This window comes from Maribacter sp. 4U21 (assembly GCF_002742365.1).
Classification (GTDB): domain Bacteria; phylum Bacteroidota; class Bacteroidia; order Flavobacteriales; family Flavobacteriaceae; genus Maribacter.
Map to the genome: position 1 here is coordinate 193,461 of NZ_MDGN01000072.1, position 15,616 is coordinate 209,076.

A 15,616-nucleotide genomic window follows, 5' to 3' on the forward strand; every position below is an offset into this window, starting at 1 on the left:
TTTTTAGGTACAGAAAAATAGAAGTACCTTTAAATGATGAAATATTCCATTTTTAAAATGAAAGAAATTTTGGTTCTTATACCCTTACTTTTTCTAATGATAAGTTGCTCCGAAGACCGTACGGACGAACCCGAGAAAGAAGACACCATAGAGATACCATTTAGACCACAGAACGTACTTTTTATAGAAAACAGTCATACCCGTTTTAACCAAGGCGTGGATTTTTATTTAAAAGGTTTTTTAGACAACTTAAACCTCTCTTACGAACCATTAATAGAACGCTCGGCCTTTGATGGCTATACGCTCGATGAGCATTTAGAAAACAACAGTACCACTTCTATACTAGAATCAAAAAAATGGGACATTGTAGTGCTTCAAGAGAATACGTTTAAAGCGGCCAACGACAAGCTTGGTGCTAAGGTTGCTATGGAGAGCTTTAAGTTTGCCATTACTAACAATGATACGCAGCTTTATCTTTTTTTAACCTGGGCTTACGAAGACGAGCCAGAAATGTTGTCCAAAATTATCGAAACCTATGAAGAGACAGGTGTGCTTTTAAAAGCTAAAGTTGTTCCGGTAGGAGTAGCTTTTAGAGATTTTAAGAATGCCAACGGAGAAACTATCAACCTTTATAATCCGGACGGAGTGCATCCAAGTATAGCCGGTTCTTTTCTAGCGGCAAGTATGTTTTATTATGCCATATATAACGAAGATCCCACTAAAAATAACTACACCGCTTCACTAGAAGAAGCAACGGCAGATTTACTAAAACAGATGGCAAAGGAAGCTATAGACGCCCATTAATTGCCAAGTAATTTGACAGTCTCATTACGCATTATCTTACCATTTTTGGTTTCTTTGAACTTCGCCACCATAATTACTTCTTTGGGTATTTGATAGTTTCCAAGAATACCGCTACGCCTTATTTTCATAAGAACCTCTTCCCGATTCAATTTGCCTTCTACAATCAAAACCAATTTCTCACCTAATTTTTTGTCCGGTTTACCGGCGACAAAGAATCGATTATCAATAAGAGCGGAGAGTGCTGATTCTATTTGCTCTGGAATTAATTTTATGCCCCCGGAATTGATCACATTATCATGTCTACCTAACCAAAGAAACTCCGATGTTGAAGTAAGTTCAACAATATCATTGGTATACACAGTTTCCTCCGAGATATGTGGCGCATCAATAACGAGACAATTCCTTTGATCTGTAGAAATCTTAACTTTTGGTAGCACCTTAAAAGGAAGTGCTGACAATCGAGAGTCGCCCTGAACGGCTCCATTGACTTTTCTAGCAGCGATATGTGTAATAGTCTCCGTCATACCATAGGTCTCATAAATTTGACACCTTTTATCTTGCACTAGATTTTTTAAATCTTGAGAAAAAGGAGCTCCGCCAACAATTAACTTTTCAATAGAATCTATGAAATTGATACTTTTCCGCAGTTGCAGCGGTACCATGGCCGAAAAACTATATTTTTTTTCATCGGATGTAAGTGGACTAGATTTAGGTTCAATCACATCAATATGTAGTCCTAATACCAATGCACGCACCATTAGCATTTTTCCGGCGATATAGGTCATGGGTAAACAATGCAGCACGGTATCCTTTGGTTTTAATGCGAAGAAATCTCCTGTGGCCATGGCCGAATTGACCATGTGTTCCTTCAAAATAGAAATACGCTTGGGTGTTCCCGTAGAACCAGAAGTCTGGACACCAATTTCATGGGAGGGCTGTAACCAGTCCAATAAAAAATCACCCAATTTTTTCTCGAACTCCGACCCTTCCTTGACATAACTATAGGCCAGTTCGGTGAGGTCCGTCTCTGTATAGGACAAACCGTTAAGGGCAAAATCAGGATGTACATTAACGCTGTTCAACTTCAGTTTCTTTTCTAGCTTGGAACTCTTTCATGGACAATACTTTGCCGGTAAGTTTTTCCTTCCAATTGGACCATCCGTATATCTGAGAAAAAATCAATAATAATATTGGGAAAACTACAAAAACCGGAATCAAAACGTCCCAACCCAGAACAGGGTCTGAGATATCCCTGTAAACGGAATGTGTCTGAAAAGCGGTCCAGTCCGCCGTGACCAGTAATGCAGCGGTTAAATTATTCGCTGCATGAAAGCCAATTGCGAGCTCTAGCCCGTCATCCATTAGCGTAACAATACCTAAGAAAAAACCGGTACCTATATAAAAGATTAAAATTCCATAACCCAATTTTTCGACCTCAGGATTGAGAATATGCATGAGTCCGAATAATAACGATGTAAATACCAGAGGGAACCATCTGTTTTTAGCCATAACCCCTAAGCCTTGTAACATATAACCTCTAATAAAATATTCCTCCATACTGGTTTGCAGGGGAATCATCACGATAGCAATTACAGCTAAAATGAGGAACGGTGTCATTTGAAAGTTATATTCATAGTCTTCCGGTGCCAAATACATATCCAGAAAAATAAAAAGTACGGAGATAATAGCCCATAGACCAAAAGCGAACAGTATTCTAGACCAATCTATTTTCTTTCTTGCCGTAGTTAAAGAGGTCAACGATTGTTTATGAACAAATTTTACGAATAGGAATAATGCTCCTAGCCCAATAGCAAAAGTTAGTAGCATCAGAAACAAGAAGGTGTTGGAACCGAGTATATTGGACATTACACCTAAATCCCCACTCCCTAAAACAGCAAGGGAGTCGCTCTTTAAAATTAAAGCGACCACTAAAGGAACGCCTCCCAATATTTGCCAAACAAAAAATACGGCAATAATACCGAGCACGTATCTCCATGCTTCACTTAAACCCTTATATCCCTGCTCTATGTACATAAATTCTTTATTAACTTGTTATCCCAAACCTTTTTTGGGTTATAGTATAAACTCCCGTTTCTTACCTCCAAAGGACTATCGATATTATTAGTGAATAACGCCCCTGTACCCAAGCCTTGCGGCAAATTACTATTTAAAACGGAGGTCCATTGTGCAATTGCGTTTAACCCTATATTACTTTCCAATGCACTGGTAACCCACCAACCGATTTTATATTTTTCCGCAATGGATATCCATTCCTCACTACCCTGAAAACCACCGACCAGACTTGGTTTTAGAATAATATACTGAGGGCGTACCGTTCTTAGCAGTTCGTCCTTTTTTTCAATATCTACGATTCCTATCAGTTCTTCATCCAATGCAATTGGCAAGGGTGTCTTACTACACAATTCTTTGAGTGCATTCCATTGTCCTGCTTTGATAGGTTGTTCAATGGAGTGAAGATCAAGGGTTGAAAGTATTCTCAATTTATCCAAAGCTTCAACCGAAGAAAATGCACCATTGGCATCTACCCGTAATTCTATTTCGTCTTTATCAAATCGATTTCTAATGGATTGCAACAATGTTATTTCCTTACTAAAATCAACCGCTCCTATCTTCATTTTGATGCAAGAGAATCCTTCTTCTAACTTGCGCTGAATCTGTTCGTGCATAAAGTCGATATCACCCATCCAGATGAGTCCGTTTATTGCTATAGGCTTATACTCGTTAACAAACGGCGTATGAAATAGTTTAAAAGAATCTTGTGCCGCTAGGGACAAAAATGCCTGTTCCAAACCAAACTGAATACTAGGAAAATGTTTCAGTTCTTTTATCAACTCTCGTTCCCCGAGATTAATATTCCGAGACACCCAGGCTAGCTTTTCCTCGTAATTGGGCACATCATCATAACTTAAGCCCCTAAATACACCACATTCCCCTATACCGTACCGTCCACTATCCTTCAAAATAAGGAACCATGTTTCCTTGGTCTTTAGGGTTCCACGAGAAGTTCCGCTAGGCCGTTTAAAATTAAGTATGTGTTTTTTATAAGTGGCTTTCATATTAAGCCTATAAATTTAGGTATATTTTAGCGGTCTAAAAGAACAAGATGGGGCATATACAAGGAAAAAAAATATGGATTACCGGCGCATCCTCCGGTATAGGGGAAGCATTGACCTATAGATTGAACGAACTAGGTTGCTTTCTTATCATTTCCTCAAGGAGATCTGAAGCATTATTAAGCGTTAAAAATAACTGCAAAAATCCAGAAAAGGTATCTATTTTACCTTTGGATTTAGCAGCTTTTAATACACTCTCCGAAGCAACCGAAAGAGCTATTGCGTTCTATGGCAGAATAGACATTTTAATCAATAACGGTGGTATAAGTCAACGCTCTTTAATAAAAAACACTAAGTTTGAAGTATTTAAAAAAATGATAGACGTTAACTATCTGGGAACTATTAAATTAACAAAGTCATTACTTCCATATTTTTTAGCCGAAAAAGATGGTCATTTTGTTACGGTTACAAGCCTTATGGGAAAATTTGGTTCACCTTACAGGTCCGGGTATTGTGGCGCTAAACATGCCCTTCATGGCTTCTTCGATGTCTTGCGGATGGAACATGAAAAAGACCATATTAACGTTACACTTGTATGTCCAGGATTCATTCAAACCAATGTGGCAAAAAATGCACTAGTAGGAGATGGCAGTCAACAAAGAAAACAGGACGAAGCTACGGCCAATGGAATGTCTCCAAACGAATGCGCCGCTAAAATCATAAAGGCGATAGAGAAAAATAAATTTGAAGTATATATTGGTGGTAAGGAAACTTTTGGAGTCTATCTAAAACGCTTCTTTCCAAAGATGCTACACCGGGTTGTTCTAAAAAGTGCGGTTCGTTAAAACCGTACTACTTGAAATTGAACCAGAAACGAACTCCATCAGAGGTCTTATCCGTATTTAAATTGGTCTGTAGCTGATTTGCGAGTCTGTTCATTAGACGAATACCCATGGAAGAGTTTGCCCGTTCTTCGGTATCCTTCGGCAGACCCACGCCATTATCGGTATATTCAAAAAAGCCTTCCCTACCCGCTATTTTTCTAAGATGAATATATATTTTACCGTCCTCTTCGTTTTGCGGGAAAGCGTATTTAAAGGAGTTAGAAACAAGTTCGTTCAATATTAGTCCAAAAGGTATCGCCCTATCAATATCAAGCTCTACACCTTCAGCGTCTATAGTGATATTAATATTATGACCACCCTTCTTGTAGACTGACTGTACACTGTTAATAAGACTCTCGATGTAACCCTGCATTTCTATTACCGACAAGTCGTCATTCTGATACAATTTTTGGTGAATGAGCGCCATGGCTTTCACCCTACTTTTTCCTTCCTCTAGTGCTTCAATTGCAGCCTTACTTCGCGTATTCTTAGTCTGAAGGCTCAACAAGCTCGAAACCATCTGCAAATTGTTCTTCACTCTATGGTGAATTTCTTTTAATAGAGAGTCTTTTTCTACCAATGAGTTTTCTATAATATGTTTCTGCTCCGCTATTAAACGTTGGTTCTTAATACTCTTTAAGTAGGCATACACCAACCCCGCAAACCCCAGCAAAGTGAATATCAAAGAAATGAACACCAAACTTATCCTTTCATCCTTAGCAGCAATATCATTTCTTGATTGCTCTAAATCCGCCTTTTGCTGCTCGATCATATCCTTGGAATACTCTACTTCTTGAGTAATGACAGCAGCCAATTGCTGATTTCTTATATTTGACTCATTAAATTCTATAGAATCCCTTATTCTAGTATTTCTTTTTAGATAGGTATTGGAAGTCCTATAATCTCCGGTCTTATCGTAATAAGAGGCATAAAGACGATTTTTCTTAAGAATATTCTCCGTTTTAACCGGCGTTAAGCCATCACTTAAATAGTCCGTCGCCTTTTCAAAATTGTTCAGGTTTAACTGACACTCGGCAATTTCCAAGGTATTTTCCACTAAGTCTGACGAAAATTTGCCCGGGTTATATTTTTTTATTGCCTCAATGCTTTTTTCCAAATACGGAATGGCCTCCTCATACTCCTTTAACTGAACATAACATTTTCCAATATTACCTAAGATAATGCCTTTTAGGAGGTTTGCCTGTACAAGTTGGTTATCTGATTTTACCTGTATAACATCGCTAAAATAAACATCTATCAGGGCATTGGCTTTATTAAACTGTGTTAACGCGGTGGGTGTGGATTTATCTAGCCTAAGATAATTTCCAATATTGTTGTTATATACGGCCTGTGCATAAAAGTCGCCATCTTCAATTTCCTTTTTCTCCTCGGTCATATAGTCCTTCATAGCCTTTCTGTGCTGACCTAAGCTAGAATAGATGTCATAGAAGGCAATGTTCTTAGTAATACCTAACTCTCGTTTGCGTCTTCTGACCTCTATTTGCTTTTCATACAGTTCCAATCTGGCATAATCAGCATCCATCAATTCCAAAATAAGCGATTTGGTGACAATATCGTAAGAATCTATTTCCTCATACAGCTCTTTGACAATGGCGAGACTCTTTTCATAGTCCCCTAAATCGTAGTAAAGTTGACCTTGCATCAACTTATAATTAACAATACCGGTGGAGTCCTTTGTTTTTTGGGAACTGTTCAAGTAAACGTTCACGGTGTCTAACCAATCATAAGCAGAATTCTGATTATATCTATCCGGAGTACCGAAGAAAAAGGTAGACCTCAACTCTGAATCTTCGAGTTCTTGAAATTGCTGGTAATAATCAGTAGCGTCTAGGGAATCCTGAGCAGAAACCGAAAAGGCCATGAGCAGGAACACAGTAATTAAAAAAAGATTTGAATAACCGTTTTTTTTCATATCATATTAAGACACCATATCAAACTTAGAACTATTCTTTGATATTGCTAAATTTTTGTTGTTAACCCTTCATCATAATTTCTAACGAAGTGTAACGAATTTAATCGGTTTCAATAAGTTGGTGTTCTAAGAGTACAACCGTATCAATAACCGCCAAAAGTTTCAAAAGGGTTTTAAATGCACGGTTCACCGTAATAATTACGAATTGAACTGTGCAACTGGAATCTAAAACGAATAACAGCACCCTCCTTTTACAAAAATATTATATAAGCAACCAGGTATGGGAATATTGTTGTGTAAAGGGTCTATTTTGTTGTGAAACTTTGTCTAGCCCAAAAGACTTGCGGTTCAGCGTTATTACCTGCATTTCATCGATGATTTGATGTGCCGCATAAAGACGATAAGATCACGATTCATAATAATTTCCCATGAACCAAAAAAAATCACTCCTAAAGAAGTGATTTTTAAAATGCGTTATTCAGACGTCATGAATTCATAGCAGAAATAATGAACTCCTTAAAGTCTTTAGAGATAGGAATCAGGGTATTATTAATCATAATATCCTTTGAATTGATAGCATCGATATGATCTACATTAACGATATAGGATTTATGCGCCCTGTAAAATTTATTCTTCGGCAGCTTTTCTAAATAATCCTTTAAAGGAGACCTTACCAGAAACTTCTTATCAACCGTATTCACCTCTAAGTAAACATTATCTGCCTTTATGAACTGTATATCCCCGAACTGAATTCTATAATAGAGGTGTTGTTTTTTTACGAAAATGGAATCTTTTAATATGGAATTGGACATCGGTACATCCTTGTTGACCGTTCCCTCATTTACACCGCTATTCCCTGGTTGCTTGCCATAAATAAAATTAGATAAGGCAATTTCTATAGAAGTATACAGATCTTGTTGCTCAAAAGGCTTTACAAGATAACCGTTTGGTTTAACGGTCTTGGCATTTTCTACCGTAGCCCTATCAGAGTTTGACGTTACAAATATGAAAGGAATGTCATAATTCTCACGGATATGCTTTCCTAAATCTATACCGGTCTTATCAGATGCTAGAATTATATCTATTAAAACAAGGTCTACCTGTTGCGTTTTCAACACTTCGACAGCCTGCTCATAAACAATAACATTGTCTACAATCTCATAACCGATTTCCTCCAACATGGACTGCATATCATCAGCGATGATAACATTGTCCTCCACGATAAGTATTTTAATAGGTTGCTCCAAGTTTATTTGTGGTTTAGATGGTTTACACTCAAAATTACAAAAAATAATTGTATCCCAAATAAAAGAGCAATGCCATTGCAAAAGCACTCAACGCCAACTTTTTGAGTTCGGGATCCAAGTTTTTGGGAATAGCCGTATTTTTAACTTTGAACGCATGCAATACTATAGGTACAAATGAAAGAAGACATAATAACTGACTCCAGTGCTTATACGTCAAGAATATAAATAGGGCTAAGCTTATGAACGAGCCAAAAAGAAGTACGTAATGGTACTTTTTTCCTGCTTCGAAACCTATTTTCACGATTACGGTATTCTTACCTGATTCCTTATCGGAGTTAAAGTCCCTTAGATTATTTAAATTCAACACACCGACACTAAGCAAACCAATACTTGTGGCAGGTAACAAACCCAATAGATAGAAGGAAGAGGTGTATAAAAATAGGGAACCTAAAACACTGACCAAACCAAAGAATACAAAAACAAAAACATCCCCTAAACCTTTGTAACCATAGGCCGTATCTCCTACAGTATATTTAATTGCCGCCCATATACTTAAGGCACCAAGTAGAAGAAATGTCAAGGACAGAACAAGGTTCTCTTTTCCAAAAGCCGTATAGATCAAAGCTATGACCAAAAGAATATTAATAATTACGGAAAAAATGATACCCCTCTTTAAGGTGCTCCGTGACAGCAACCCGCTTTGTAGTGCTCTTTTAGGACCAACCCTATTATGATTATCGGTTCCTTTTACACCATCTCCGTAGTCATTCGCAAAATTTGAAGTGATCTGAAAACCAATGGTAGTGAAAATTGCCAACCAGAAGAGTGTTGTATTGCCATCGCCAAGATAGCCCGCTAAAGCAGTACCAATCAGTATTCCCGAAATGGATAGGGGTAGCGTTCTAGGCCTAGCAGCATTAATCCATGCGCTTAGTTTACGCACTAATAAGGGTCTTCTATTTGAATTCTTTTACCTTCTTTGTATGAAGCTACAAAAGCATCTTCAAAACCAATATCAACCAGTTGTTTCCTAAACGACTGTGCTTCTTCAAGCGTTTCAAAATTACCGAGTGAGTACGAATAAAAAGGATTTGTTTTAACGAACAATGTGTTGGTGAGCGCTTCTGAAGCCAGTGTTACGTTGTTATCCACAAAAGATTTCACCTGCACTGAGTAAATTTTCTCTTTTTCTAAAAATTCCTTGGCCAGATAAAATTCCTTTACCAAACTTAACTCCTCGTTCTGAACCTTTAAATTATCGATTCTTGTTTTAATGGCGTCCAAACTGTCAATTGAAACAAGGAGATTATTGTTTTGTCTGTCGTAATTGTTCGACATACTTAGGCCAGCTGCGAGAGAACCAAAGGCTAGTCCTCCTATCAAAAAGAATGCCGTTATACCTGCAAAAATATTACGTTGAATTTTACTTTTCTTAAGTTCTTTATTTTTGAATTTAATTTGATCCAACAAACGCTCGTTGATAATTTGAGCCTTATCAACGTCTTTATGTAGTTCTAATAGATCGCTTTCTTCTATAAATGGCATTGTCTATATCTTTTAGGGACCTTTTATGCTCTTAAAAGTTTAAAATTGCAAATTACGGTACAAGCTTAAATCATTCAGTACTACAAAAATAGAATTTCTAAAATAGTTTCCTAATAAAAAAGAAATAATATTCCTTATAACATTGCAAATCAAATATTTAAGAAAAAACCTACATAGTCGTCTTAATCGGTAGCAATACTGATTCCATCTTCGCCTATCGTTATTTTTCTCGCTTTATAAAGTGTGCCCAATCCTTTCTTAAAGGCCTTCTTACTCATTTGCATCATATCTCTAATTTCCTCTGGGTTAGATTTATCATGTAGCGCAAGAAATCCCCCGTTTTCCTTAAGCACTTCATATATCTTATTGGCGGCTGGCTCCAAAACCCTACTTCCTAAAGGCTGAAGGGAAATATCAATTTTATTGTCCTTTCGAATTTTCTTTACACATCCGGGGATGACGTCACCAATATTAATCGCTTTAAATACCTCATTAAAGTATACCAGACCCTTGTGCCGCTCATTAACAATTACTTCCCAGCCCAAATCCGTTTGCCTGGTAACCACCAAATCTACTTGGTCCCATTCCCTTAATTCTAAGTGGTCGTTACTTAGAAATTTATCTAATTTGTTCGATGCGACGAGTCTTCCTGATTTTTGATCTAAATAACAATGTACTACATACCATTGCCCTTGCTTCATTTTATCTCGTTGCTCTCTAAAAGGAACAAGAAGGTGTTTTTCAAGACCCCATTCCATAAAAGCTCCGTATTCATTGATTTCCGCTACTTGTAACAGACGAAATTCCCCAAGCATAATATAAGGCTCAAGAGTAGTGGCCACAGGCCTTTCGTCGTAATCCAAATAGCAAAAAACTTCTATGAATTTCCCTATTTCATAATCGGCCGGCACATACTTATTGGGCAATAAAACATCATTACCTTCGCCATCACCCAAGAAAAGGCCAACGCTTGTATCCCTAAGAATTTCCAGTTTATTTTTTCTTCCTAAATCGATCATAGGACAAAATTAAGCTTTCTATCCATACTACTATTACAATTAGTGACATCTTAAATTTATTCAACAAAAAAAGACCGTTCTAAAGAAACGGCCTTTAACTTTTAATGTCGATTATCTAATAGATAGATGCTTTATTAAAATGCTTACAAAGCATGTAATAAACAACTGCTCTATGTTTGTTCTTATTAGACGAACCGTACTTATCTAGTACACTTTTAATAGCGTCCATCAATTCAGGACTGTCTTTTAAGCCTAATTTTTTAATCAGGTAGTTATTTTTTACTGTTTGTAATTCTTTATCATCACCTCCAGATACTTTAGAAGCATCCAAATTATAAATCGAAGGGCCTAAGCCAATCGTAACCTTGGTTAGCAAATCCATATCTGCACTTTCACCAAATTTGTCCTTAATGTCCGCAGCATACTTAGTAATTAAATCATCTCTTTTACTCATAATTAACAGTGTCTTATTTGTTATAATTAATGGTTAACAAGAACTAAGATATGAAATGAAAGTAATCCACCAAAATTTTATTATTCTTCAACCTTGGCGTAAACACTTCCAAAAGCTGCGGTTTACTGGAAGGTTCAAAGAAAGTTACAAGTTTTTTTTCTAAAGATTTTTTTTCATTGACAGCACTATAATCTAATCCATACATCGCGCAGAGTGCCTTTGCGTCTAGTTGATGTTTGGTCTCGAAAAATCGTTCAAAGTTTTCTGAATCATCCTTGCCAGGTAATATTCTAAAAATACCTCCTCCCCCATTATTAATAAGAATAATTCTAAAATCCTTGCGTATGTAATTATTCCACAACGCATTACTATCATAGAAGAAACTCAAGTCCCCGGTAATCAAGAGTGTTGGTGATTCAGCGTTTAAAGAAGCTCCTATGGCTGTTGACGTGCTCCCGTCTATTCCACTAGTACCTCTATTACAATATACTTTTATGGTTTTATCCAAATCAAACAACTGAGCATACCTTACTGTGGAACTATTGGCTAACTGTAGTTGTAAATTATCCGGTATTCGTTGCGCAATGATATAGAATGCTAAAAAATCCGAGAATTGAATTTGAGTTAAATAACTTTCTCTCTTTCTAAGATATTTGGTCCTAACCCTATTCCATTTAGCATAGTAATCACTGTGTACGGTTTCTTTCTTCTTTGTATATATGTTGGACAAGAAATCTTGTGCAGGCATTTTGAGGTGTCTTGTTAGACAGAAAAACGTATCGTTTGCTTTTTTCTGTCCTACATGGTAATGCCGTTCAGGACCAAAAGAACGTAAAAAGGCCTTTATTTTTTTTGATACGATTAAACCTCCAAAAGTCAATAAAATATCCGGCTGTAATTCTTGAAATAAAACCTCCTTGTCCTTTGATAATTCCATAGGAGCGATTAACGTATCTATACTAGAAAAAAAGTTCTGGTGATGTATATTAGATGTATTTTCTGTTAGCATTATAACCGATGGGTCACTTCCAATATGATTTAACCATTCTTGAGCAACGGAGTTTGGAGGATTTACACCTACCAAAACCATCTTTCTCTTCGCCTTTTGCCAGGCCGATATAATCTCATCGTCAACAGAGCCTGCCGCTTCACTATTTTCATAGAAATCTAGGTTGGGCTGAAGGGTAGATTCCTTTAAAACTTCATACAAGGGTTCTTCAAAAGGGGCGTTAATATGAACAGGGGTATATTCATGAATACTGATGTTGATTGCCTTATTGAGTTCGTTATCATTATATGCCTGAACCTTGTTTTGCTCATTTTCCACAGATAACTGATCAATCCATTCTGGCCTGTACCTCTTAATTCTATCCATTGCATGTGTCAAATCCTGTTTAAGGTTTGCGCTATAACCTATATGCCTATCAAAAACATTATCCTGACGAATGGTCTGGCCGTCACCCACATCAATCTTATAAGACGGCCTATCTGCAGAGATTACGACTAATGGAATCTCGCTATAAAAGGCTTCCGCTACGGCGGGATAATAGTTTAAAAGTGCACTGCCAGAGGTACATACTAAGGCAGCTGGCTTTCCGGAATACTGTGCTAGACCGAGTGCAAAAAAGGCCGCACAACGCTCATCGACAATACTGTAACAGTTAAAATAAGGGTTTTCAGTAAAGGAAATTATTAAAGGTGCGTTCCTAGATCCAGGTGAAATTACAATGTTAGATATTCCCTTGGCTTGACAATGCTGAGTAATAGTCTGGGCCAGTGGTATTGTGGAGTATTTCATTACTTACAAAAATACGACCTGCAAATTTTAAAACCCAATAGTTACTTGCCTAAACCTACAAAATATTCAAAATGGTTCCGCTTTTGTGTACAGTTTCTTCCCATTCCCTAAAGGGGTCAGATTCTGCAGTGATACCTCCACCAACATATATAATGGCCTTCTTATCTTTAAGTTGTACGCAGCGTAAATTCACATATAATTCCGATGAACTTGCAACCGTTCTGTATGCATTGTTCTCTGTATTTCTAGCGTTCCTATTTCGAGTGCTAGCTTTCTTAAAGTTCAACTCTCCTAAGTAACCGGTGTAAAAAGACCTATGATAACCTTCATTTTCTAAGATGAATTTTTTGGAAGATTCCAAAGGAACTCCGCACACGGCCGGGGTTGGATGAAGCTTCTTAGTTAGTTCACCAAAATCATTTGTTCCCATTTGTCCGGAAAGTTTCGTTCTCAGATGCCAAAGCTGACCTGCTCTAACACTTTCTAAGGCCGATTTATGAAGTTCTGTTGTTACAGGTCTCAGGTTCTCGGCTATGTAATCCGTAACCAATCTTTGTTCATCCAATTCTTTATTGGACCACACGGGTGTTTTCAGTGCATCGTTATGAGCTTGCGTACCGGCCAAGGACATAGTCGTAAAATTAACCCCGCTCCTTTGTACCAATATCTCCGGGGTTGCACCCAACCAAATCCCTACTTTTGGGTGATACCATAAATAACAGAATGCATTACCATAGGTTTTAATAAGCCTTTTTAGCAAAGTAATCGGAGAATCGGTATAACTAACTTCTACCTTTCTGGATAATACGACTTTCTTAAATTCGTTGGATTTTATGGTCTCTACCGCGCTTGAGACCAAGTCCATATATCGTGTGCGGTCTGTGTGATCTAAATCTAGATTTTTCCTGACAGAAGCCCTATCAGGGATGTCGAAGTCAATGCTACCTTTCATAACATTATCCGGCTTCAAGAGAATACTAGGAGCATTACTATCAAATGGAGCAAAAACAAAACCCACTTCCTTTAAATCCTTTACCAAGTTTAAACTATCGTCTTTCTGAAAAATTCCATGAAGTGTTTCTTCTCTTGGTTTTTTGTAAAGAACAAAAGGATGTGACTGCCCCAGACTTTCTTTTGCAAGTGCTAAAAGTGTATTCATTTGACTACTTTTTTGGCAGTGCAATAGTAGTCAACTTGCATATAGAAACTAGTTCATTAGCCTCGTTCGTTATTTTAATTTCCCAAAGTTGAGTGGTTCGCCCTCTATGAACAACAACTGCTTTTGCAAAAACGAAACCTTCTTTTACACTTTTTACGTGATTGGCCGATATTTCAATACCCCGTATATAATATTCTTGGGCGTTCAAAAAAATATAAGAAGCCGTACTTCCTACGCTTTCAGCCAAAGCAACCATGGCACCACCGTGCAGGACACCGTCTGGTTGGTGCACTTTGGACGTAACAGGCATTTTCCCTACCAAGAAATTCTCTCCAACGTCTATGTATTCTATTTCCAAGGTTTCCATCATCGTATTCTTGGATGATGCATTACAAACCTCTAGTATTTTATCTTTATGACCACTCATCTTTTTTATTGTAAAATTAAGGAATAGATTAGCAACCACGGCAACGATACTAATTTGAACGAAATGACCAGAAAAACCATAACCTATTCTACCACTAATTCTTACGAAACGCTAAATAACATAGGTCCTAAGACAAAAAATGTTTGGATTGTTTTTCATGGTCTAGGCTATTTAAGCAGGTATTTCTTAAAACATTTTAAAGAATTGGAAGCAGACGAAAACTACATTATTGCTCCGCAAGCTCCTTCTAAATATTACTTAAAAAACGAGTTTAAGCATGTGGGCGCCAGTTGGCTCACAAAAGAAGACACCAAACAAGAAACGCAAAATGTAATGACTTACATCAATGCAATTATGAAAGAAGAAACTTTACCCAAGAATTGTAAGCTAATAATATTCGGTTTCTCTCAAGGCGTTTCTATTGCGGCAAGATGGGTAGCAAACTATCAAATACCGTGTAATAAATTGGTTTTTTATGCCGGTGGAATTCCGAACGAACTAACACCATCAGACTTCCTATTTCTGAGCGATACGAAAACAGAAATTATAGGTATTATAGGTGACTCGGACGAATATCTTACTGAAGAGCGTGTGAAAAGTGAAACCGAAAAAATGAATTCCCTTTTTCACCGAAAGGCAAAACAGATTACCTTTAATGGCGGTCATGAAATTGAAAAGGAAATCATCAATTCATTAGTGTAGTAATCATGGGCGTTATATTGGAAGATAGAAGAGTAAAACTTACACCTTTAACGTTAGAAAACTATGCACATTTAATTCCTATAGCCAGCGAGGAAAAACTGATACAATATTCTCCATCGGACATAGGCAGTCCCGAATCCTTGAAGCGCTACGTGCAATTAGCACTAGCGCAACAATCAGAAGGAAAAAGTATTCCCTTTATAGTGTATGACAAGAAAAATAATTCATATGCCGGCAGTACCAGATACATGCACATCAATAGAAAAAATAAAGTTTTACATATAGGAGCTACCTGGATTGGTAAAGAATTTCAAGGGAGTGGCTTAAACAGCCATATGAAACAATTAATGTTATCCCATGCTTTCGAGAAAATGGAATTCGAAAAAGTAGAATTTAGAGTGGACGAGAGAAATATAGTTTCTAGAAAAGCGATGGAAAAACTAGGGTGCACCTTGGAAGGAGTTTTACGTCGGGATGTGTACCTGCTAGACGGTTATAAAAGAAATACCTGTTGTTATGGTCTATTAAAACAAGAATGGGATAGGTTAAAGAAATAAATTGGCTCAGTCC

The 15,616-nt window shown here is 37.3% G+C and carries 16 protein-coding genes; 4 read left to right on the forward strand and 12 right to left on the reverse strand.

The window, feature by feature from the left end:
* Positions 1-57: 57 nt before the first annotated feature.
* A complete protein-coding gene (locus tag BFP77_RS14775; RefSeq protein WP_143751920.1) occupies positions 58-804 on the forward strand; it encodes a DUF4886 domain-containing protein in 747 nt (248 codons plus the stop codon).
* On the opposite strand, the gene BFP77_RS14780 is transcribed toward BFP77_RS14775, so the two are convergent.
* The 3 genes from BFP77_RS14780 to BFP77_RS14790 are packed head-to-tail and all read right to left on the reverse strand — an operon-like array spanning position 801 to position 3,881.
* Positions 801-1,886, reverse strand: a complete 1,086-nt coding sequence (locus BFP77_RS14780) for an AMP-binding protein (protein ID WP_099574814.1) — start codon at positions 1,884-1,886, stop codon at positions 801-803. The genes BFP77_RS14775 and BFP77_RS14780 overlap by 4 nt on opposite strands.
* Positions 1,873-2,838, reverse strand: a complete 966-nt coding sequence (locus BFP77_RS14785) for a CPBP family intramembrane glutamic endopeptidase (protein WP_099574815.1) — start codon at positions 2,836-2,838, stop codon at positions 1,873-1,875. The genes BFP77_RS14780 and BFP77_RS14785 overlap by 14 nt, the downstream gene beginning before the upstream one ends.
* Complete coding sequence (locus BFP77_RS14790) at positions 2,829-3,881, reverse strand: o-succinylbenzoate synthase (protein ID WP_099574816.1); 1,053 nt, start codon at positions 3,879-3,881, stop codon at positions 2,829-2,831. Before BFP77_RS14790 ends, BFP77_RS14785 begins: the two co-directional genes overlap by 10 nt.
* Before the next feature lie 47 nt (positions 3,882-3,928).
* Here BFP77_RS14790 and BFP77_RS14795 point away from each other — a divergent pair, with 47 nt between their 5' ends.
* Positions 3,929-4,723 carry an SDR family oxidoreductase gene (locus BFP77_RS14795; RefSeq protein ID WP_099574817.1) on the forward strand — a complete coding sequence of 265 codons (795 nt, stop codon included), beginning with the start codon at positions 3,929-3,931 and terminating at the stop codon, positions 4,721-4,723.
* A gap of 7 nt (positions 4,724-4,730) precedes the next feature.
* Here BFP77_RS14795 and BFP77_RS14800 read toward each other — a convergent pair whose 3' ends face one another.
* The 9 genes from BFP77_RS14800 to BFP77_RS14840 all read right to left on the reverse strand — a co-directional run bounded on the left by BFP77_RS14800 (position 4,731) and on the right by BFP77_RS14840 (position 14,344).
* The gene (locus tag BFP77_RS14800) at positions 4,731-6,695 is read right to left on the reverse strand and encodes a histidine kinase dimerization/phosphoacceptor domain -containing protein (protein ID WP_099574818.1); all 1,965 of its coding nucleotides are present in this window, start codon (positions 6,693-6,695) and stop codon (positions 4,731-4,733) included.
* A 485-nt stretch (positions 6,696-7,180) separates the two neighbouring features.
* Positions 7,181-7,942, reverse strand: coding sequence for a LytR/AlgR family response regulator transcription factor (locus BFP77_RS14805; RefSeq protein WP_099574819.1), 762 nt, complete (start codon positions 7,940-7,942; stop codon positions 7,181-7,183).
* A 34-nt stretch (positions 7,943-7,976) separates the two neighbouring features.
* The gene (gene menA / locus BFP77_RS14810; RefSeq protein WP_099574820.1) at positions 7,977-8,885 is read right to left on the reverse strand and encodes a 1,4-dihydroxy-2-naphthoate octaprenyltransferase; all 909 of its coding nucleotides are present in this window, start codon (positions 8,883-8,885) and stop codon (positions 7,977-7,979) included.
* The gene (locus BFP77_RS14815) at positions 8,885-9,487 is read right to left on the reverse strand and encodes an SPOR domain-containing protein (protein WP_099574821.1); all 603 of its coding nucleotides are present in this window, start codon (positions 9,485-9,487) and stop codon (positions 8,885-8,887) included. The genes menA and BFP77_RS14815 overlap by 1 nt, the downstream gene beginning before the upstream one ends.
* A gap of 182 nt (positions 9,488-9,669) precedes the next feature.
* Positions 9,670-10,506 (reverse strand): CvfB family protein, encoded by an 837-nt coding sequence (locus BFP77_RS14820; protein WP_099574822.1) that lies wholly within the window; start codon positions 10,504-10,506, stop codon positions 9,670-9,672.
* A 115-nt stretch (positions 10,507-10,621) separates the two neighbouring features.
* Positions 10,622-10,960, reverse strand: coding sequence for a DUF2853 family protein (locus tag BFP77_RS14825; protein WP_099574823.1), 339 nt, complete (start codon positions 10,958-10,960; stop codon positions 10,622-10,624).
* A gap of 43 nt (positions 10,961-11,003) precedes the next feature.
* Positions 11,004-12,758: a 2-succinyl-5-enolpyruvyl-6-hydroxy-3-cyclohexene-1-carboxylate synthase gene (gene menD / locus BFP77_RS14830; RefSeq protein WP_099574824.1), complete on the reverse strand. Its 1,755-nt coding sequence runs from the start codon at positions 12,756-12,758 to the stop codon at positions 11,004-11,006.
* 55 nt (positions 12,759-12,813) lie between these two features.
* Positions 12,814-13,917, reverse strand: a complete 1,104-nt coding sequence (locus tag BFP77_RS14835; RefSeq protein WP_099574825.1) for a chorismate-binding protein — start codon at positions 13,915-13,917, stop codon at positions 12,814-12,816.
* A 4-nt stretch (positions 13,918-13,921) separates the two neighbouring features.
* Positions 13,922-14,344, reverse strand: a complete 423-nt coding sequence (locus tag BFP77_RS14840) for a PaaI family thioesterase (RefSeq protein WP_099574826.1) — start codon at positions 14,342-14,344, stop codon at positions 13,922-13,924.
* 63 nt (positions 14,345-14,407) lie between these two features.
* On the opposite strand from BFP77_RS14840, the gene BFP77_RS14845 reads away from it, so the two are divergent.
* Together BFP77_RS14845 and BFP77_RS14850 are read left to right on the forward strand one after the other, a co-directional pair.
* Positions 14,408-15,046, forward strand: a complete 639-nt coding sequence (locus BFP77_RS14845) for an alpha/beta hydrolase (protein WP_099574827.1) — start codon at positions 14,408-14,410, stop codon at positions 15,044-15,046.
* 5 nt (positions 15,047-15,051) lie between these two features.
* Positions 15,052-15,603, forward strand: coding sequence for a GNAT family N-acetyltransferase (locus tag BFP77_RS14850; RefSeq protein ID WP_099574828.1), 552 nt, complete (start codon positions 15,052-15,054; stop codon positions 15,601-15,603).
* Positions 15,604-15,616: the final 13 nt, after the last annotated feature.